This window comes from Actinobaculum sp. 352, assembly GCF_003957265.1.
GTDB lineage: Bacteria > Actinomycetota > Actinomycetes > Actinomycetales > Actinomycetaceae > Asp313.
Window position 1 is genome coordinate 24,031 of sequence record NZ_RQSN01000007.1, and the last position, 18,082, is coordinate 42,112.

The 18,082-nt window shown below is 59.9% G+C and carries 16 protein-coding genes and 4 tRNA genes; 1 reads left to right on the forward strand and 19 read right to left on the reverse strand.

The window, feature by feature from the left end:
• Positions 1-36: 36 nt before the first annotated feature.
• The 19 genes from EKN07_RS08210 to EKN07_RS08300 all read right to left on the reverse strand — a co-directional run bounded on the left by EKN07_RS08210 (position 37) and on the right by EKN07_RS08300 (position 17,349).
• A complete protein-coding gene (locus tag EKN07_RS08210; RefSeq protein ID WP_108715700.1) occupies positions 37-582 on the reverse strand; it encodes an adenine phosphoribosyltransferase in 546 nt (181 codons plus the stop codon).
• On the reverse strand, positions 579-1,709 hold the full coding sequence (gene secF / locus EKN07_RS08215) for a protein translocase subunit SecF (protein WP_108715701.1): 1,131 nt from the start codon (positions 1,707-1,709) through the stop codon (positions 579-581). The genes EKN07_RS08210 and secF overlap by 4 nt, the downstream gene beginning before the upstream one ends.
• On the reverse strand, positions 1,709-4,030 hold the full coding sequence (gene secD, locus EKN07_RS08220; RefSeq protein WP_126146146.1) for a protein translocase subunit SecD: 2,322 nt from the start codon (positions 4,028-4,030) through the stop codon (positions 1,709-1,711). The genes secF and secD overlap by 1 nt, the downstream gene beginning before the upstream one ends.
• Before the next feature lie 46 nt (positions 4,031-4,076).
• The gene (locus EKN07_RS08225; RefSeq protein WP_108715703.1) at positions 4,077-4,493 is read right to left on the reverse strand and encodes a preprotein translocase subunit YajC; all 417 of its coding nucleotides are present in this window, start codon (positions 4,491-4,493) and stop codon (positions 4,077-4,079) included.
• A gap of 245 nt (positions 4,494-4,738) precedes the next feature.
• Complete coding sequence (gene ruvB / locus EKN07_RS08230; RefSeq protein ID WP_108715704.1) at positions 4,739-5,764, reverse strand: Holliday junction branch migration DNA helicase RuvB; 1,026 nt, start codon at positions 5,762-5,764, stop codon at positions 4,739-4,741.
• Positions 5,765-5,767: 3 nt separating this feature from the next.
• Positions 5,768-6,352, reverse strand: a complete 585-nt coding sequence (ruvA, locus tag EKN07_RS08235) for a Holliday junction branch migration protein RuvA (RefSeq protein ID WP_126146147.1) — start codon at positions 6,350-6,352, stop codon at positions 5,768-5,770.
• A 63-nt stretch (positions 6,353-6,415) separates the two neighbouring features.
• The gene (ruvC, locus tag EKN07_RS08240) at positions 6,416-7,054 is read right to left on the reverse strand and encodes a crossover junction endodeoxyribonuclease RuvC (RefSeq protein ID WP_108715706.1); all 639 of its coding nucleotides are present in this window, start codon (positions 7,052-7,054) and stop codon (positions 6,416-6,418) included.
• A gap of 118 nt (positions 7,055-7,172) precedes the next feature.
• On the reverse strand, positions 7,173-7,931 hold the full coding sequence (locus EKN07_RS08245; protein WP_108715707.1) for a YebC/PmpR family DNA-binding transcriptional regulator: 759 nt from the start codon (positions 7,929-7,931) through the stop codon (positions 7,173-7,175).
• A gap of 188 nt (positions 7,932-8,119) precedes the next feature.
• Positions 8,120-8,725, reverse strand: a complete 606-nt coding sequence (locus EKN07_RS08250) for an NUDIX domain-containing protein (protein WP_108715708.1) — start codon at positions 8,723-8,725, stop codon at positions 8,120-8,122.
• Positions 8,718-10,163, reverse strand: coding sequence for a PrsW family intramembrane metalloprotease (locus EKN07_RS08255; RefSeq protein WP_108715709.1), 1,446 nt, complete (start codon positions 10,161-10,163; stop codon positions 8,718-8,720). Before EKN07_RS08255 ends, EKN07_RS08250 begins: the two co-directional genes overlap by 8 nt.
• 34 nt (positions 10,164-10,197) lie before the next feature.
• Positions 10,198-10,761 (reverse strand): hypothetical protein, encoded by a 564-nt coding sequence (locus tag EKN07_RS08260; RefSeq protein WP_108715710.1) that lies wholly within the window; start codon positions 10,759-10,761, stop codon positions 10,198-10,200.
• Positions 10,758-11,888 carry a glycosyltransferase family 4 protein gene (locus EKN07_RS08265; protein ID WP_276308069.1) on the reverse strand — a complete coding sequence of 377 codons (1,131 nt, stop codon included), beginning with the start codon at positions 11,886-11,888 and terminating at the stop codon, positions 10,758-10,760. Before EKN07_RS08265 ends, EKN07_RS08260 begins: the two co-directional genes overlap by 4 nt.
• Positions 11,885-12,982, reverse strand: coding sequence for a phosphatidylinositol mannoside acyltransferase (locus EKN07_RS08270; protein ID WP_108715712.1), 1,098 nt, complete (start codon positions 12,980-12,982; stop codon positions 11,885-11,887). Before EKN07_RS08270 ends, EKN07_RS08265 begins: the two co-directional genes overlap by 4 nt.
• Positions 12,979-13,611, reverse strand: coding sequence for a phosphatidylinositol phosphate synthase (gene pgsA / locus EKN07_RS08275; RefSeq protein WP_108715713.1), 633 nt, complete (start codon positions 13,609-13,611; stop codon positions 12,979-12,981). Before pgsA ends, EKN07_RS08270 begins: the two co-directional genes overlap by 4 nt.
• Before the next feature lie 102 nt (positions 13,612-13,713).
• Positions 13,714-15,765 carry a threonine--tRNA ligase gene (thrS, locus tag EKN07_RS08280; RefSeq protein WP_206435702.1) on the reverse strand — a complete coding sequence of 684 codons (2,052 nt, stop codon included), beginning with the start codon at positions 15,763-15,765 and terminating at the stop codon, positions 13,714-13,716.
• 442 nt (positions 15,766-16,207) lie between these two features.
• Positions 16,208-16,801 carry a hypothetical protein gene (locus EKN07_RS08285; RefSeq protein WP_108715715.1) on the reverse strand — a complete coding sequence of 198 codons (594 nt, stop codon included), beginning with the start codon at positions 16,799-16,801 and terminating at the stop codon, positions 16,208-16,210.
• Between the two features lie 286 nt (positions 16,802-17,087).
• A tRNA-Val gene (locus EKN07_RS08290) sits at positions 17,088-17,162 on the reverse strand.
• Between the two features lie 5 nt (positions 17,163-17,167).
• Positions 17,168-17,238, reverse strand: a tRNA-Cys gene (locus tag EKN07_RS08295).
• A gap of 38 nt (positions 17,239-17,276) precedes the next feature.
• Positions 17,277-17,349 (reverse strand) — tRNA-Gly (locus EKN07_RS08300).
• 164 nt (positions 17,350-17,513) lie between these two features.
• Here EKN07_RS08300 and EKN07_RS08305 point away from each other — a divergent pair.
• A tRNA-Val gene (locus EKN07_RS08305) sits at positions 17,514-17,585 on the forward strand.
• The last annotated feature ends 497 nt before the right edge of the window (positions 17,586-18,082 follow it).

Genomic DNA, 18,082 nt, shown 5'->3' on the forward strand with positions numbered 1-18,082 from the left:
CACCAACACGTGCGAGTCTATTGGATGTAACCTCACTCAGTAGGACAAGACCGAGTCGATACGCCGATTCTCCAACTTGCGCCGACCACCCAACGCGGTCAGTTCAATCAATACGCATAGTCCCACCGGAATGCCTCCCGCCTGCTCGATAAGCTCGAAGGCGGCATTCGCCGTTCCTCCCGTGGCAAGCACATCATCAATCACCAGCACACGCTGCCCCGGTGCGACAGTGAAAGGCTGCAGCTCCATACGCGCCGATCCATACTCAAGCGAATAATCGACCCCAACCACCGGGCCAGGGAGCTTGCCCGCCTTCCGGACAGTGAGCATACCGACCCCCATGCTCACCGCGAGCGGAGCGCCGAGAATAAAACCGCGCGACTCAAGGCCCGCGACCGAATCAACCTGTCCGCGGTAGCGATCAGCGAGCACGCGGATCAGTTCTGCAAACGCCTTGGGATCGGCGATCAAGGGCGTAATATCGCGAAACAGGACTCCTGGATTGGGAAAGTCCTCCACCTCACGCAGGTGGGATTCAACGAGTGCTGTGAACTCCGGAGAAAAGCCGTTATCGTGGGTCACTTCTTGCTCCTGCTCTTACGCTTGGGTTGTGCTCCAACACCGAGATGTTGTCCAGACACTCGAATCATGCCATGTGTCGGGTTGAGCGCGTCGTCGTATTCATCTCCGACATCCTCTCCGGCAGCGACACGTGCGTCGCGCTCCTCCAACCGTGCCGAGCGTGCCGCGAGCACTCTCTCCGTATGGTCCCGAATCTCCGGGCTACGCTCCATCAGGGTTACAGCCAACGGCGAGGCGACGAAGATCGATGACACGGTCGACAGAATCAGACCGACGAACATGACCAATGCCAGATCACGCAGCGTCCCCGCACCGAGAAGAAATACTCCGATGAAAAGGATAGAGGCGATCGGCAGAATAGATGTGACGGATGTGTTGATCGAACGGATCAGAGTCTGATTCACGGCGAGGTTAGTGGACTCCGCGAAGGTGTAGCTCGTCTGCACGGTCAGTTTTGCCGTGTTTTCGCGAACCTTGTCGAAGACCACGACCGTGTCGTAGAGCGAATAACCCAGAATCGTTAACAGGCCGATCACCGTGGAGGGTGTGACCTCGAATCCGCATAGACAGTAGACCCCCACCGTCACGGCTAAATCGTGGAACAGGGCAAGAATCGCACCCACCGCGTTGCGCCAACTGCGGAAATACAGGGTCAGGCCCACCGCAACAAGAAGGATGAACACTACGAATCCTTGGAGGGCCTTCACAGAAATGTTCTGGCCCCATGTAGGTCCGATATAGGTGGATGTCACATCGGATGTGTCAACGCCATAAGCTTCCGCCAACCGGGTGCGGATCTGCTCGGTCCGCGCGTTGGTGAGTTCCTTATCCGAGGTCTGAATACGCAACGTGGAGTCACCAACTTGAACCACCCGCACATCAGTTCCTGCGGTGTATTCCGCGAGCACATCCGAAGCGAGTTGCTGCTCCGTCGTCGTCGCATTCGACACGGTGAACTGCGAACCGCCCGTAAATTCGATGCCCAGATTCAGCCCTTTGACGCACACGGCAACAATGGACAACAGTACCGCCACGCCGGCGATGGTAAACCAGATCTTCCGCTTGCCGACAATGTCGAAGGACTTATCGCCACGGTAGAGATCGTTTCCCCAGGAGGCCAAAGACATCACACATTCTCCTCTTTCGAGTCGGCAGATGTACCACCGCCGGTTATTGCACCGTCGTTAGAAACCGCCGCAGCCGTTTCGCGAGCACGACGGCGTTGCAGCGCACGCCGCTGGGCCAGCGACAGTCCGACCATTTCCGGATCCTCCGCTGCCGCTTCTTCGTTCACCTGGCGCTCCTCATCGGATGTCGCCGCCTTGGCCGTCTGCGCTGCGACATCGACTGTTTCGGAAGCAGCGCGGCCTTCGGAGCCCTCCACTGCGGAATCCTCTTCCTCAGTGGCGGCCTCTTCACCTGCCGTGGACCGATCCGGCTCGGAACTACCGGCTTGGGCGCGCCTGGTTCCGGCGTCGGCCGCGTCGAGTGGCGCCTGATCCGACTTCTTCTTCCGACGTGCGGACCCCGTTTCCGCCGTAGTGGCCTCTTCCGCCTGGGCGCGACGCCGTGAACGAGGCCTATCCGAGAAGGAGCCCGCTCCCCGGTACAGTGGTTCGCCGCCCAGCGCGACCGGATCCATACCAGAGAAGCGGCGTCCCTGCCCGAAGAACTTGGTGCGAACCAGCAACATCATCACCGGGTAGGTGAACATGGTGACAATCACCAGGTCGAGGATGGTGGTCAGGCCGAGAGTGAAGGCGAAACCACGCACCGAACCCACCGCGAGGAAGTACAGCACCAGCGCGCATACCAGGTTGACGCTGTCGGCCACGATAATCGTGCGCTTGGCGCGATGCCAGCCACGATGGACGGCAACCCGCAGCGAACGACCGTCGCGAATTTCGTCGCGGATTCGCTCGAAGAACACAATGAAGGAGTCAGCGGTAATGCCGATGGAGATAATGAGTCCGACGACGCCGGCCAGTGACAACCGGTATCCGATGGTCCAGGACAACAGACAGACGATCAAATAAGACAGTCCGGTTGCCAGAGCAATAGATCCAATGGCGACAAGACCCAAACCGTGATACTGCCAGAGTAGGTAGATAACGATGAGGACGATGCCGATCAGACCCGCCAACAGACCTGCCTGCAATGATTCGGAGCCGAGCGTGGCCGAAATCTGTTCCTCGGACTGCACCTCGAAGCTCAACGGTAGCGATCCGAAATTCAGTTGATTCGCCAGGGTCGTCGTGGACTCCGATGTGAACCCAGAACCGGAGATCTGCGCGTTACCACCGGAGATAACACCCTCTGGCCGCGCTGCCGTGATGATGTTGCCGTCGAGTGTGATGGCGAAGAGATCGCGTGGCGATTCAAGACTGATAAGCCGTGTTGTCACCTCGGTGAAGGTGTCGGCACCCGACGAATTGAAGTTGATGTTAACAACCCAGCTGCCCTTCTCCGTGTCGAAACCGGAGGCAGCACGCGAGAGCTCGGTTCCCTCAATCTCCGCCGGGCCGAGGATGTACTTCGCACCGGTGTCGTGATCGCAGGCCACCATCGCCTTATCCGGATCATCGGACTCGGCCGACACGTGGGCACTCGGGTCTGTGCAGTCCAACAGATAGGACTGGTAGAGCACCTGCTCGGTAATCCATGCCGGATCTGAGGGGTTCTCCGGCGTTGTAGCGGGCTCATCGGAAAGCTGACCGTCGCCGTCAGTGTCTGCCAGAGCCTTGGCCTGTTCCTCGAGCTCCTCCGCGCTGTATGTTGCCTGCACGGAAGGCGTGGCATCGGCCGTGGCTTCCCCTGACGTGGCGTCGGACGTTGCAGCCTGAGTGCTGTCAGATTCGCTACCTTGCGCTGCGGCATCATCTGCCGCATCCGCGTCGGAGCCGTCGACCGCTGTATCCTCGCCCGTACCAGTTTCCGCGTCAACCGTTGCCTCAGACGTTGCCCCATCGACCGTTGCCTGCGAGGCGGCGTCGTCGGAGCCTTCGGACCCCTGCGAGACAGTATCCGGCCGCAAATCCGTCGGATTCACCATTTGCAGTACCGGCCGCATACGCATGACGGCGGAGGTACGGACCAGGTCCAGCGTCTCCTGGGACGGGGTCCCCGGAATACCGACGACGATGTTCTGCCCACCCTGCGACGTGATTTCTGCTTCTGCCACGCCAGATGCATCAATACGCTGCCGGATAATCTCAATGGCCTGGTTGACGTCTTCCTGCGTGACCGTCGACCCGTCAGTTGTCACCGGGGTCAGAATGATCTGGGTACCGCCTTCCAGGTCAAGCGCGAACTCGGGAACCCATTTCGACTTGTGCGTTGTCACGGTGCCGACTATGAGGGCAGCAAGAAGAGCGATGACGAGCACAATAAGAAGGATGAGCCGCCGCCACGGAGTTACCGCGGCTCGCTCACTGCGGTGCGAAGCCATATTGTTCGTATTTCTTTCAGAGCTGGTTACTACGTCGTGGACCTAATCAGAGAGCCGAAGTGCTCTCATCGTCGCTGCGGCTGGGGACATCGGTTTCCTCTGCGGCGGACTCGGCCACAACTCCGATGGACTCATCGGTGTCTTGCAGGCCGTCCGCAAGGTCGGCGTCCTCGACAGTTTCATCCCCAGAGGATGCCAACGGCAGATCGGAGGCGCCGCTTATCGCCGTGCGGATCCACACCGACTCATGCCCATCGGGGGACTGCAGCGTGATTGCATCCCCGTCGATATCCACGATTGTGCCGTAGAAACCGGATGTTGTGACAACGTTCGCTCCTACTTGAATAGCAGCGTCTCGTTCATTGGCCATACGCTCGCGCATCTTCTTGCTCGAGCGACTCATCCACCAGACCATCAGAATGAAGGGCAGGAAGATGACGAGCAGCATCAGTTCGGGTGGCACGTGGTCTCCTTTATCGTAGGCCCAGTCACCGTAGGGCGGTCTTGCGTATAAGAGCCGACCCGGTTCCGGGCAGACACATACGCCGCTAGTGTACTCGCCACACCCGGGTTCCTACGAAGCCGCACGCAAGCCGTGTCCTTGATCACGTTTAGCTAAGCGCCCTGCTAGGGTGCTGCGGTAGTCTTCCCACAGAACCACGACCAGCAACAATACCGTTCCGTTGTTCCCTGTGGCGCGCCGTACTGCTATCCGAACAGCGTGTCGTTGAGCGGCGGTGGGGTTAGCCCGAGATGACTCCATGCCAGCGCCGTCGCCGCCCGCCCCCGCGGTGTTCGTACGAGGAAACCCTCCCGTACCAGGTAGGGCTCGGCAACTGTCTCAACGGTTTCAGGCTCCTCTCCAACCGACACCGCCAAGGTGGTCAGTCCTACCGGCCCTCCTCCGAAACGCTTGCACAACGCCTCCAGCACGCCACGGTCCAAACGGTCCAGTCCACGCTTGTCCACCTCGAACATGTCAAGCGCCGCACGCGCCGCCTCCAGATCGAGAATGCCCGTCCCGCGAACCTGCGCCCAATCCTGCACACGCCGCAGCAGCCTATTGGCGATACGCGGCGTCCCGCGCGAACGGGAAGCTATCTCCCGCGCTGCGTCGGCGGTAAGTTCCACGTTCAGCTTCACCGCGTTTCGCCGCACAATAGTGCTCAAGTCCTGCTCCGCGTAATACTCCAGGTATCCGGTAAAACCGAAACGGTCACGCAGCGGAGCGGGCAGGAGGCCCGCCCGCGTCGTCGCCCCCACAACCGTGAACGGCGGCAGTGGTAACGGAATTGAGGTAGCACCGGGCCCCTTCCCCACCATGACGTCAACACGAAAGTCTTCCATGGCCAGGTAGAGCATCTCTTCAGCGGTGCGGGCCAGTCTGTGTATCTCATCGATGAAAAGGACGTCGCCCTCCTGCATCGAGGAGAGCACTGCGGCTAAGTCTCCCGTATGTTGTATCGCCGGGCCCGACGTTAGGCGCAGCGCGCCACCTGCCTCATTGGCGATAATCATGGCAAGCGTCGTCTTTCCCAAGCCGGGCGGACCGGCCAGCAGGACGTGATCAGGTGTTTTTCCCCGACCGATGGCCGCCTCCAACACCAAGGACAACTGCGTGCGTACCTTCTCCTGCCCAACAAACTCGGCAAGCTGGTGCGGACGGAGTGCAGCTTCGGCGGCCCGTTCAGAGTCACCAGCTTGCGGATTGACCAAGCCATCGTCTTCCAGCATTGACTATTTCCTCGCTCCAAGGAATTGTAGGCAGGCGCGCAGCAAGGTGGCCGTATCGGCTCCGGCCTGCTCCTGGCGAACCGCATCGAAAGCCACATAGGCGTCCCTCTCGGGCCATCCGAGGCCGGTGAGTGCCTCAATGACATCCGCGCCGTCCATCGCACTGCCCGCCGCCGTCTCTCCGCGCGCAGGTCCAAGTTTCTTATCCAGTTCGAGCAGCAGGCGCTGCGCGCCCTTCGCGCCGATCCCCGGCACGCGCTGCAACGCCTTCGCATCGCGTGCTCCGACTGCACGCCGGAGGGCGTCCGGGGTGTGCACGCTCAATATGGCGAGGCCTGTACGCGGGCCTATGCCAGAAACGCCTTGCAACACTTCGAAGGTGTCTCGCTCCTCCGCCTCATCGAAGCCGTACAGCGTCAGAGAGTCCTCACGCACCACCAAGGTTGTATGCAAGAAGGCCTCGACCCCTTCGCGCAGTTTCGCCAACGTTGCCGCCGTGGCACGGATAGTCAAGCCGATGCCGCCTACCTCGATAATGGCGACGGCCGCCTTCACAGCAAGCACTTTCCCACGTACCGTTGCGATCATCCGGCCCCCTATTCGAACATCTGTTTGAAGTAGCTTAACATGCCGAAACCCAAGCAACACCCACTAGGAACCGCGTCGCACACTTGGTGCCACGGCCCCGTGACGGCGTGACATCCGTTCGGCACCGGCCCACATGCGCTGCGCGGGCGTGAGGTCACCGCCACTTGCCCGTGGCAGTGTGCCGGCACCGCCATGCTGCATGCGATCCGGCTCCGCGTCCAGTGATGCGGCTCCCCCACGCCACGCCTGCGTGATGGCGATCGCAAGCGCGTCGGCGGCGTCGGCAGGCCGTGGAAACTCCTTCATACCAAGAATTCGTTGCACCATGAGCTGCACCTGCCGTTTCTCGGCGCGACCATTCCCCGACACGGCGGCCTTCACCTCTGAAGGGCTATGCAATCCGATAGGAAGATTAGCTCGTGCGGCGGCCAGCATCACAATGCCCGCGACCTGTGCCGTCCCCGTGACCGAACGAACATTGGCCTGGGAGAACACGCGCTCCACCGCGACAACATCGGGGCGAAAGATTCCCAATGCCTCATCGATTCCCTGCGCAATGATGAGGAGGCGCTTATGGGGTGCCATCTCCGGATGGGAGCGCACCACCCGCATATCGACCAGGCTGACGCGTCTACCGCTGTCGCAGTCGACAACCCCGACGCCACAGCGTGTCAGACCCGGGTCCACGCCGAGAATCCTCATGTCTTTAACCTATCGTCGCCCAGCCGAAAGTCGGTAGGAGGCACGGCGAAGGGCTGGCACATGTGCCAGCCCTCACCGTTGTGGATGTATACGTGACACTGCGCAGGATCAGCAGCCCCTACTCCGCATCCAGTTCGGCCAGAATCTCGTCGGAGATGTCGACATTGGAGTACACGTTCTGTACGTCGTCGCACTCATCGAGTGCGTCGAGTACGCGCAACACCTTTTGCGCCCCTTCCTTGTCGACCTCCACCTTCATCGATGGCACGAACTGCACCTCGGCAGAGTTGTAGTCGATACCGGCGTCCTGCAATGCCATACGCACCGCGACGACGTCGTTGGGTTCACTCTCCACCGAATAGCTTTCGCCCTCGTCAACGACGTCCTCTGCCCCAGCATCCAGGACGGCCGTCAGAATATCGTCCTCTGACAGTGAGTCGGCCTTGGAAACCTCAACAACGCCCTTGCGAGTGAATAAGTACGACACCGACCCGGGATCGGCGAGCTGTCCACCGTTGCGCGTCAGAGCGGTTCGCACCTCCGATGCCGCACGGTTCCGATTGTCAGTGAGGCATTCGATGAGAACGGCCACTCCACCCGATGCGTAGCCTTCGTAGGTGATCGACTCGTAATTCACCGCGTCACTGCCCTCACCCGATCCACGCTTGACCGCTCGATCAATGTTGTCGGCGGGAACCGAGTTCTTCTTCGCTTTCTGAATCGCATCGTAAAGTGTCGGGTTACCGGCAGGGTCACCACCGCCGATGCGGGCAGCTACCTCGATGTTCTTAATGAGCCGAGCGAAAAGCTTGCCGCGTTTGGCATCAATGGCAGCCTTCTTATGCTTCGTGGTCGCCCACTTCGAATGTCCGGACACAGATTCTCCTTGGACTTGATGACTTCTCCATTACTCATTCTAACGAGTTCGCGGCACCGTACATTTCACCGTGCCGTATGCGCCGTGTCAGTTCTCCCCTGCCGGGGTTATGCCTTTGCGCAGGTGGAGGTTTGCGCAGGGGCATTTTCGGCGGGAAGGAACTACGTCTCGTCGGCCGTCTCGACCTTCTACTCCACATCCTCCTCGGTGGTGTCATTCTCGTCGATAACATCGCACATCCCATCCCAGCCGTTGATCCAGCCCCGCACCAGCGCTCCTAAGCCGACCGGATAGAAGATCTCTCCAGCTCGTTCGGCCTCCTCAATTGTGCTCACATCCCACCAGCGGTATTCGTCGAGCAGCTCCTGTTCCAGTGCACTGAGTTCCTTTCCGGCGACGACGCTACTCGCCTCGGCAGCCGTGACTCGCAGCAGGAAGAAGTACTCGTTCTGCCGCTGCACACCGCGCGTGAATTTGAGGACTGCCCGACGATAGAGCACAGGACCGATAAGACGCTGCGCCTGAGCGCGCAGACCGGTCTCCTCGTACAGCTCACGCACCGCTCCCTCTCGCCGCGACTGGCCTTGAATACCACCGCCAACAGTGAACCACCATCGGAAGTTGGGCCGGTCCATATCGTGGCCACGAATGAGTAACACGCGGTTATCTGGGTCGATAACAAGCACACGAGCCGCCTCCCGGCTTGGGATCCCGTCAACGTCCGGAATCCACTCCGTGCGGGATTGTGTATCCGTGCGGGCGTCGGGTGCGTGCGCCTGCTCAGCCTCATGCATACCCGAATGTCCCTATGTAGGCTCCAGCGGCAGCCTGTCTAGTTTGACCGGTGAACACTAGGCGCAGATCGCTCAGAAGGCTCAATCGGTTTTCTTCCTCCACGCGATTCTCCAGCCTGTTTGCCGTGCCACGTCGCAGCTGGCCGGATCTGGCATAGCCGAGTTGGATCATCTCCTTCTGGAACAACTTCATCGCATCGCGGCCTTGCGCCGGGTTCCCACCGCTGCGTCCAACAGCCACGGCGGCCCATTCGGTAGCAGCCCGTCGATTGGAGAGGGTCTGGATCATTGAGAGTTCGTTGGGAGTAAACCATCCGGCACTCTCGTACTCACGTAACGCAGCTAGCACATGCCGTCGTTCGGAGCTGCGCGCGATAAGGATCACCGTGAGAGTCGCCGCATAGATTGGGATTTGGTACACCAGTCTTTCCCCATCCGACATGTTGAGTACCGCCGAGTAGTTGTGCAGCCCATGCAGCAGCACCGCGATGGCATACCCGACAAGAGTAACGGGAATGACGAAGGGGCGGAATCGCATCGTTGTCCCTATTCCCAGGGATAATCCGGTGAAACCCGTCGCTATCGGGTGAACGAAGGGGTTCAGAATGGCACGTATCTGGAAGACTTCCTCGACGTAGCCAAATGCTTCGCTAGTGGAGGCTCCGGAGTTCAGCGCCTCGGTGTACGCGGAGGTGAAGTAGAGAATGTTCTCGGTAAAGGCGAAACCGAGCCCGACCAGCATTCCGTATACGAGACCGTCCACTGCACCGTTAACGTGCTTGTGGAAGATCAACACCATGAAGACTACGCCGAGTCCCTTACAGGCCTCTTCCATCAAGGGTGCACCGAATACCGCAGCGCGCTCATCAAAGCTTTGTGCTGTATCGCCGGGGCGGTACAGCCAGTTGAAGTAGGTTCCGGTGTTCGAGAACACGATTGTCAACGCCGTAGCAATGCCCGCCCCCCAGGCGAAGGCAGCTACATAGATGCCCACCGGCTCACGTTCCCAGCGGTCGATCCAGGCGACAATGGCGGATATCACCACAACCGGCATAAGCGCCATCACTGCGAATGTTGCAGTGCGTGTTGCTCCCGCCTGGTTCAGGGTCGGCAACAAGTAAACAAAACCGGCTAACCCGGCGCACACAATGATTCCGACACTGATATGCAGCGCTATCTTGTTCCCGCGCGGAGCGTGCCAGCGAGGCTCCTTTTGACTGATCTCGTCGATATTGCTCGGAGGTCGCGTGCCATCCAATGCCAGACCTGTTCCCGCAGCGAACGCCGTGGCCGAATAGCCGACGCCGTTGTTTCCCGTGAGGAACTCGGAACTTGCTGGCGGGGCGTAGTATCCACCTTGCACAGGTGCCGCCCCCCACGGACCACTCTGACTGTTGGTGCCGGACCGGGCCGGGTAGGGGTTGAAATTACTACTCATGTGTCACTCATCATCTATTGCGTGCTGTCGGCGCTTACTCGTCGTCAATGTCAACGGTGACGGGAAGCGGAGCATTCCCAGCCAGATGGAACAACCGGGCCAGTGGATTACGGCGTAGGCGCCGGATCTGGTCCACATGGGAGTTATGGAAGGAGCGAGTCATGCGCACGTCGAGGCGCGCCCGCTCCAGCCTCTCCACGAGGCTTCCAGCACCGGTTTTCTCCTCCGGGTCCATCTCGTCGACCGTTAGCCGTAGTGTACGAGACAAATCTGATTCGAGCGAGCGCCGATCTCCCGGGGACTCGGGCGGCGTCACAGGAAGAAGCACGTCTAAACCGTCGTCGACAATCGGTAGCATGCCTTCCCGCAGGCAGGTATCCGCCGCATCTGCAAGGAGGACTGCTCCCGCCATATCGAGCGCACCATTCACGGCGAAATCGTGGGCATACTGTGCACGGGCAGTGAGGGCATACTCAAGTGCACGCCGTGAGCGGAGTACTTGGCGGTGCAGCCGATCAATACGACGCGCGACGACGACGGCAACCATGGATAAAACGAACAGAAGAAGAACCAGGGCAATCCACCATGGAGCGCTCACTCATCAACCTCCAACCTAGCGGTGCGTACTGCTGTCTCGTACACCGCATATACCTGCGATGCAACGGTTGACCAGTCATAACGATGCGCTTCGGCGCGAGCGCGCTGGACCGTCGCGGCGCGGCGCTCCGGGTCTCGTAAGGCCTCCGCAATGGTTGCGGCCAGCGCCGCAGAGTCGCCGTTGGCGAACTGATCGCCTAAGCTTCCGCCTCCCAGCACCGCCCGAAAAGCGGGAATATCGGAGGCGACGACGAAGCTACCGGCACTCATGGCCTCGATAAGAATGATGCCGAATGACTCACCGCCGGTGTTCGGCGCAAGGTAGATGTCCACACTGGAAAGCAGGGCTGCTTTGTCCTCATCTGAGACTCCACCGAGGAATTCCACCGCATCGGCATCGGCACCGAAGGAGGCACGGGCCTCTTCGATATCCCCCCGGCCGGCCACGAACAGGCGTACACCCGGGAATTGTTCCCGAATGGCGTGAAAAGCCCCGGCGACCACGGGCAGACCCTTGCGCGGCTCGTCAAGCCGCCCGAGAAAGCCGAGGGTGGGCCGTCCGATTGCACCAGTGAACCGCTCGTCCCGTGCAGCCTTCTCAAAATCCGTGGTGTATACGCCGTTTGGAATCACATATGCGTCACCACCCAGGTACTGCACTGCGGTCCGCCGCGCCTCCTGCGATACCGCGATCCGGGCCTGAATCTTCTCCAGAAATGGCCGCAGCATCGGCGTTCCGAGCTCCAGAGCCCGCGAACGGTCCATCGCCGTGTGGAAGGTGGAGACAACCGGACAACTGGCACTCATCAACGCCAACATGGAGACCGAGGGCACGAAGGGCTCATGAACATGCAGGACATCAAACTCCCCCTCACGTAACCAGGCCCGCACCGCACGGTTCACACGCGGGCCGAAGGAAAGTCGCGCCACTGAGCCGTTGTACGGGATGGCGATGGCTGATCCCGTCGAACTGGCGAAGTCAGGAAGCGCATCGGTATCCTCCGCCGGTGCTATCACCCGCACATCATGGCCGCGCCGAATCAGCTCCGCCGCCAGATCGCGGATATGGAACTGGACTCCTCCTGGAACGTCCCACGAGTACGGGCAGGCGATACCTATGCGCATCATTCTTCCTTGCTAGAAGATCTCGATTCTTCCGTTTCCGAGCCACTGGTTCGGATATGTTCGGGCGACTCCTTCTCGGTGTTGATGGGTGTGCCCGGCACGGCGTTTGTTTCCGCCGTGGGTGCCCGTCCGAGTTCCTGTGCGCGTGCCCGGGCTCGCGCCAGTCGCTCCGGGTCGAGGTCGGAGACGAAAACCTTCTGCAGCATGTGCCAGTCGACAAGATACTCGCGCAGGAAAGGTTCGAGTTCTGTCACCCATTCTTGACTCATGCGCCGCAGGTCCGCTTCCCGCTCCCGCGGGGAAGACTGCACAGTGGTGCGGGCGTACACCGCGTCGGCCACATCAATCCGCAGTCCCCAACGGGTTCCCGCCTCGCGCCGCCGCTGCCCCCTTAGCTTCTCATACCGGGTGAAAATCGGGTAAATCGGAACGCCGGTGCGTTGGGCCAACAGTGCTGGCCCGGCTGCGACCAGCATGGCGTGTCCCGCCAGTTGGACCTCGATTCCTGAGGCGGTCAGATCACGATCCGCCAAAATCGGTGTGAGACAAACAGTTTCCTCCATATCGCGCGCCAGCGAGCGCAACGCTCCTCCACCTTTGACAAGCTGGTAGATCGTCATTCCCAGTGAGCGGCGAAACTCGTAAAAGCCCTCCGCCAACTCCGGCGGTTCAAGCTTCTCCGCAATGGTATGCACCTCCGCCAAGTCCATATTCGACCAGGCGCCCGCCAGATCCCAGTTTCCGGCGTGTGTCAGTGCTGCCGTGACGGAACGGCCCGCCGCAAACTCTGCCCGTAATGCGGCGTCGTTGCTAACACGCACGCGAGCGAGAATTTGCTTCTCGTTCAGCTTGCCGAGTCGGAAAACCTCGTAATAGTAGCGCATATAAGAACGCATGGCACGTGCGGACAACCGTCGTGCCTGCCACCGATTCATCCCGGGTTGCAGACGCGCCTGATTCCTGCGTAGCTGGCGTACACCCCCCTGATTGGAAAGCCCCACCACAGTGCCTATGACGTTAAAGAGGCCCCGGCCTGCTGCCTCGGGCAGGCGATTGACGGCCGCCTGTGCGAAAGCGAACATGCGGACCGGATTCACGATGTTCTCGCCTCGCTCGAGTGAGCCTGCCGATACACGACCACCATTCGCTGTATCACGGTGATCAGTGCCGCGATGAAGAGAATCCACATGGCAATGGTCATGATGATATCGCCAAGCTCCATCCCAACTAGCAGCATGGCAACTAGGGTGATGGTCAGCCGATCAGCACGCTCGGCCAATCCGACCGACGCCGTCATACCCAGGCCTTCGGCGCGGGCACGCGCGTATGGCACAACACTTCCCAAGCACAACGCTCCCAAGGCGCCGACCATCGTCCACAGCGCGTAGCGCGGATCACACCAACGGTAGGCCCAGATCAGCACCCCGCTGAGAATTGCCGCATCGGATACTCTGTCCAGCGTCGAGTCAAGAAATGCTCCCCACGATGACGACGTCCCCGTCAGCCGGGCAATCTGGCCGTCAAGATTGTCGAAAATCACGAGCACGGTGATCGTCAGGGCGGCAGCCGTCAAATGATCAAGGGGAACCAGAGTCAGCGCGACTGCGACACCTGCCAGCGTGCCCGTGATCGTCACGGCGTCGGCACTGATATGCGCCTTGACGCACAGCCGGGCTATCGGTCCAAAAAGGACCTGGGCAAGCGGACGACCGGAACGGCTCAGCATTCTGTTACTCCCGTCGGGCGATTTACTCTCGATGCTTCCAGGTATCGCTGGTCGGCGTGCGGTGCCATCGTTCTCATGAGCCGTGCTGGCAGCGGCATGATGCTATTCCTCCGCCCGCTCCGCCGGGTAGAGATGCTCCCGCTCGGGCTCGTTGACACGGCAGGCGATGACATCCGAGATGTGGGCGACGGCGTCATCCACCGGGATGCCGTTCTCCTGCGTGCCATCGCGATAACGGAACGACACCGCTCCGGCGGCGACATCGTCACCGCCCGCGATGATGGTGAAGGGAATCTTGTCCTTGGCGGCGTTACGGATCTTTTTTCCGAAGCGGTCGTCGCTATGATCCACCTCGACGCGGATTCCGGCCGCGCGCAATTTCCCTGCGACGTCGTCGCAGTAGGAATCGAAGGCGTCCGCCACCGGTACCAGCCGTGCCTGCACCGGAGCCAGCCACGTTGGGAACGCTCCCGCGTAATGCTCCGTTAACACGCCAATGAACCGCTCCACTGCACCCAACTTGGCACAATGGATCATCACCGGACGGCGATGCGATCCATCAGAGGCGGTGTATTCCAGATCGAAGCGCTCCGGCTGGTTGAAGTCGTACTGTACGGTGGACATCTGCCAGGTACGGCCAATGGCGTCCTTGGCCTGCACTGAAATCTTCGGGCCGTAGAACGCCGCACCGCCCGGGTCGGGCACCAGATCTAGGCCGGTGGAGGCGCATGCTTCTTCCAAGATTTGCGTCGCCACCGCCCAGTCCTCGTCCGAGCCGATGAATTTGTCTTTCTTCTTGTCGTCGTCGCTGCGTGTGGAAAGCTCCAGATAGAAATCGGTCAGTCCAAAGTCCTGCAGAATACCGAGGAAGAAGTTGAGCAGCTTGGTGATCTCATCCTTGGCCTGCTCCGGGGTGCAGTACGTATGCGAGTCATCCATAGTGAACCCACGCATGCGTGTGAGGCCGTGTACAACACCGGACTTCTCATACCGGTAGTCATGGCCCATTTCAAAGAAGCGCAGCGGAAGCTCCCGGTAGGAGCGTCCCCGCGAGCGGAAAATGAGATTGTGCATCGGGCAATTCATGGCCTTGAGATAGTACTCCTGGCCCGCCCGGGTGATATTTCCGGCGTCGTCGCGTTCCTCGTCGACCTGCATCGGCGGGAACATGGTGTCCGCATAGTAGGGCAGATGGCCCGAGGTATGGAAGAGACCTCCCTTGGAAATCTCCGGAGTATGGACGAAGTCGAATCCTTCCTCCAAATGGCGCTGCCGTACGTATGACTCAATAACATGCCGCAGGATACCGCCTTTGGGGTGGAAGAGCGCCAAGCCGGGGCCGATCTCCTCCGGGAAGGAGAAAAGGTCAAGCTCGGACCCCAACCGACGGTGGTCCCGTCGTTCGGCATCCTTGATTCGCTCTTGGTAGGCGAGAAGATCCTCTCTGGATGCCCATGCGGTGCCGTAAATCCGCTGGAGCTGGTCGTTGGCTTGGTTTCCCTTCCAGTATGCGGCCGAGGACTTTGTCAGCGCGAAGCCGTTGCCGATCAAGCGAGTGGAGGGAAGGTGGGGACCGCGGCATAGGTCGCTCCACGCGACGGTGCCATCGCGGCGCACATTGTCGTAAATGGTGAGCTCTGTACCGCCCACCTCCACGGATGCCCCTTCTGCGCCGCTCCCTTTGGTAGCAATCAGTTCCAACTTGTAGGGCTGCGCCACTAGTTCTGTGCGCGCCTCTTCTTCACTGAGGACGCGGCGGCGGAAGGTCTGCCCCTCCTTGACGATGCGCTTCATCCGCTTTTCGATCTCGCGCAGCATCTCCGGAGTCACCGCATCGATATTGCCGAAGTCATAGTAGAAGCCGTCAGTGACGAACGGACCAATTCCGAGATTCACATCCGGGAAGATGCCTTGCACGGCCTGTGCCATCACATGCGTACAGGAATGGCGCAGGATCCCCAGGCCATCCGGCGAGGAAATATCCACACCTTCGACAACCGCCCCCTCCGGCAAATCGGAAAGCTCCGTGGTCAGATCGCGCAGAACACCGTCTATACGCAACGCGATGATATTGCGCTGCTCGGAATACAGGTCTTTGCCGGTCGTCTTCTCCCCTACCGAAGTTGACTTACCATCGATCACGATCACGGGCACGTTTATTCTCCTTTGCGTCAGGTGCGCACATACGAAGGCACGCATTAGCTCATCTTACCCAGAGAGTGCTTACTCTTCGAGCACATATGCAACTGCCGGAGACGCCATAAGCACAATCATGTAGCCGTAGTCGGCACGGCAAGTACACAAATCCTCCGGCTGACTGCCTGGTCATCCGCCATATGACCGGGTGCCAATCCCCTCTCTCGGCGCCAAACTCTCGTTTTGGAACACTGAGGATGGTGGACGCGGACCGCAAAAAGGGCGTTATAGACTCGCGGAATTGCGCTGCGGTCACTTCGGCGACATTCCGCCGCACTGTGTTCGCCACTGGCCGTAGGAGGTCAAACCGTCTAAGGGTGCTACATGCCAAACATGGATGCTGCGTCGAATATCCCAGCTGGTCAGCGGGAGTCGTCGGCTGATCAACAGCACTGTACTCCTACATCGGCAGCGTCTTGGAAGTCTCGAAGAACCGCTGATGTGCTTCGGCTACCAGCACCCTTCCCGAACGATAGTTGCCGCCATAAACCAGATCGTGGAAAACGACCTCGTTGCCATCGTGCAGGTATAGTGCCGTACCGACTTCCCGCGTCGTCGTACGTCCGTTACCTCGCGGGACGGTGACGGTTTTAACTTCCACACCGGACAGGTCACACCAGCGATAACTCCACTGCCGTGTCAGCTGTCCCTTCTTCGTCTCGAAATACTCAATACCTGCCGGAGTCAGCACCAAAAGACGCGGCGCTTTTTCCTTCCGGTAGTTGTATACCATCAGGAGTTCAAGCAAGCCCAGTACCACTGCAACACCGATAAGAACAACTGGCGAGACTGAGTCACGACCAGCCGTTAGGTAAATCACGAGGAAGAAAACGAAAAACAAGGCGTAGGCGGACGAAAACGCAATGAATCTCTTCTTCGCCAGTCCCGTCTCCGGTTGCAATTGAACACCCCCGGCGGAAACCGCGCCAAGCTGTGCGTTCACCCACTGCCATTCGTCCTGGCTCAACTGCGCGGCGTCATCTGCGATACTCATCAAAACCTCTCATATGCCGACGCGTCACACTGACCAAGACTCCTGTACACAGACGCACATCGCTATGCGTGAGCGCCCTGCTACGGAACATGTGAGTCACCACGACTGCCGACCGGTAGCTGTTTCTTCGCCACATCCGAACCCCATGTGAGCAGAACCTGAAGTAGCGAAGGCTGACAGTAGTCGATTCTTCTGCACCACCCGTATCTCAGTCAAATGAGCGCAAGTGTCATAAAGAGGCGTTGCATTAACTCAGAAGTGCTGCTTTAACAATGTGAGCCACAGTTGGTGGGCGATACTGGGTTCGAACCAGTGACCTCTTCCGTGTCAGGGAAGCGCGCTCCCGCTGCGCCAATCGCCCTTGCGAGGTGGGTACGGGATTCGAACCCGTGTACACGGCTTTGCAGGCCGTTGCCTCGCCTCTCGGCCAACCCACCGTGCGGATTGACAGAACAGAAAGACTGTCATTCCTCCGAGCGGATGACGGGACTCGAACCCGCGACCCTCACCTTGGCAAGGTGATGCTCTACCAACTGAGCCACATCCGCATCGCACCCGCTTCGTTTCACACAGCGACCCGAGCGGCGCTTGTCCAATATAGCGACCTTCACCCCCCAATGTCCAACTCACCGACATGAGGCACATCCCACGCTACGTCGTTTTGCACTCGAGAGGCCGCCCGGGCTATCCTCATGAAGCACTGTCAGTGCGCGGGCGATTAGCTCAGTGGTAGAGCGCTTCGTTCACACCGAAGAGGTCACTGGTTCGAACCCAGTATCGCCCACGATACATACCCATATGGGTACATGCCTGTGCTGCATTTGACATCTCTGCGATGCCAAATGCTCATCACCGCCCCTCATGCTCTCGGACACTGGCAAGCACGCAGATGAAATCTGGCGGCGTGGTTATCACCGCCCCCGCTCTGCAGCACTGGGCAGCCTTGAGCGTACAGGTCAACCAGGCCCAGCACGCCCTCACGCTTTGGGCCACTAGTTCCCAAGCGAAACAGGGCCGAATACTCTGGTCCATCCCCTGCCCTTCGCCGACCAATCCGGTCTTTAGGCCACCAATCCCGTCTCCGCCAGTTCTCCGCCCATCCCCTAAACTCCGCGCTTTTCGCGCAGAACCGTGGAAAACCCGGAAAGCGGAGGCCTTTGGCGAGTGCCGTGGCGCTAGACCTTGACGCCAAGGCGCAGGGAACAAACGCCAACTGCCCTTGGCGAACGCTCGATTGCCCAGACGCCAAAGGCGCATGGATGGAAAACCCACGTCTCGGCA

What these genes read in the sequence shown, in the direction of transcription:
- secF (WP_108715701.1), bottom strand. Translation starts at nt 1,709, where the DNA reads ATGTCTTTGGCCTCCTGGGGAAACGATCTCTACCGTGGCGATAAGTCC.
- secD (WP_126146146.1), bottom strand. Translation starts at nt 4,030, where the DNA reads ATGGCTTCGCACCGCAGTGAGCGAGCCGCGGTAACTCCGTGGCGGCGG.
- ruvB (WP_108715704.1), bottom strand. Translation starts at nt 5,764, where the DNA reads ATGCTGGAAGACGATGGCTTGGTCAATCCGCAAGCTGGTGACTCTGAA.
- ruvA (WP_126146147.1), bottom strand. Translation starts at nt 6,352, where the DNA reads ATGATCGCAACGGTACGTGGGAAAGTGCTTGCTGTGAAGGCGGCCGTC.
- ruvC (WP_108715706.1), bottom strand. Translation starts at nt 7,054, where the DNA reads ATGAGGATTCTCGGCGTGGACCCGGGTCTGACACGCTGTGGCGTCGGG.
- EKN07_RS08250 (WP_108715708.1), bottom strand. Translation starts at nt 8,725, where the DNA reads ATGCATGAGGCTGAGCAGGCGCACGCACCCGACGCCCGCACGGATACA.
- EKN07_RS08255 (WP_108715709.1), bottom strand. Translation starts at nt 10,163, where the DNA reads ATGAGTAGTAATTTCAACCCCTACCCGGCCCGGTCCGGCACCAACAGT.
- EKN07_RS08265 (WP_276308069.1), bottom strand. Translation starts at nt 11,888, where the DNA reads ATGATGCGCATAGGTATCGCCTGCCCGTACTCGTGGGACGTTCCAGGA.
- pgsA (WP_108715713.1), bottom strand. Translation starts at nt 13,611, where the DNA reads ATGCTGAGCCGTTCCGGTCGTCCGCTTGCCCAGGTCCTTTTTGGACCG.
- EKN07_RS08285 (WP_108715715.1), bottom strand. Translation starts at nt 16,801, where the DNA reads ATGAGTATCGCAGATGACGCCGCGCAGTTGAGCCAGGACGAATGGCAG.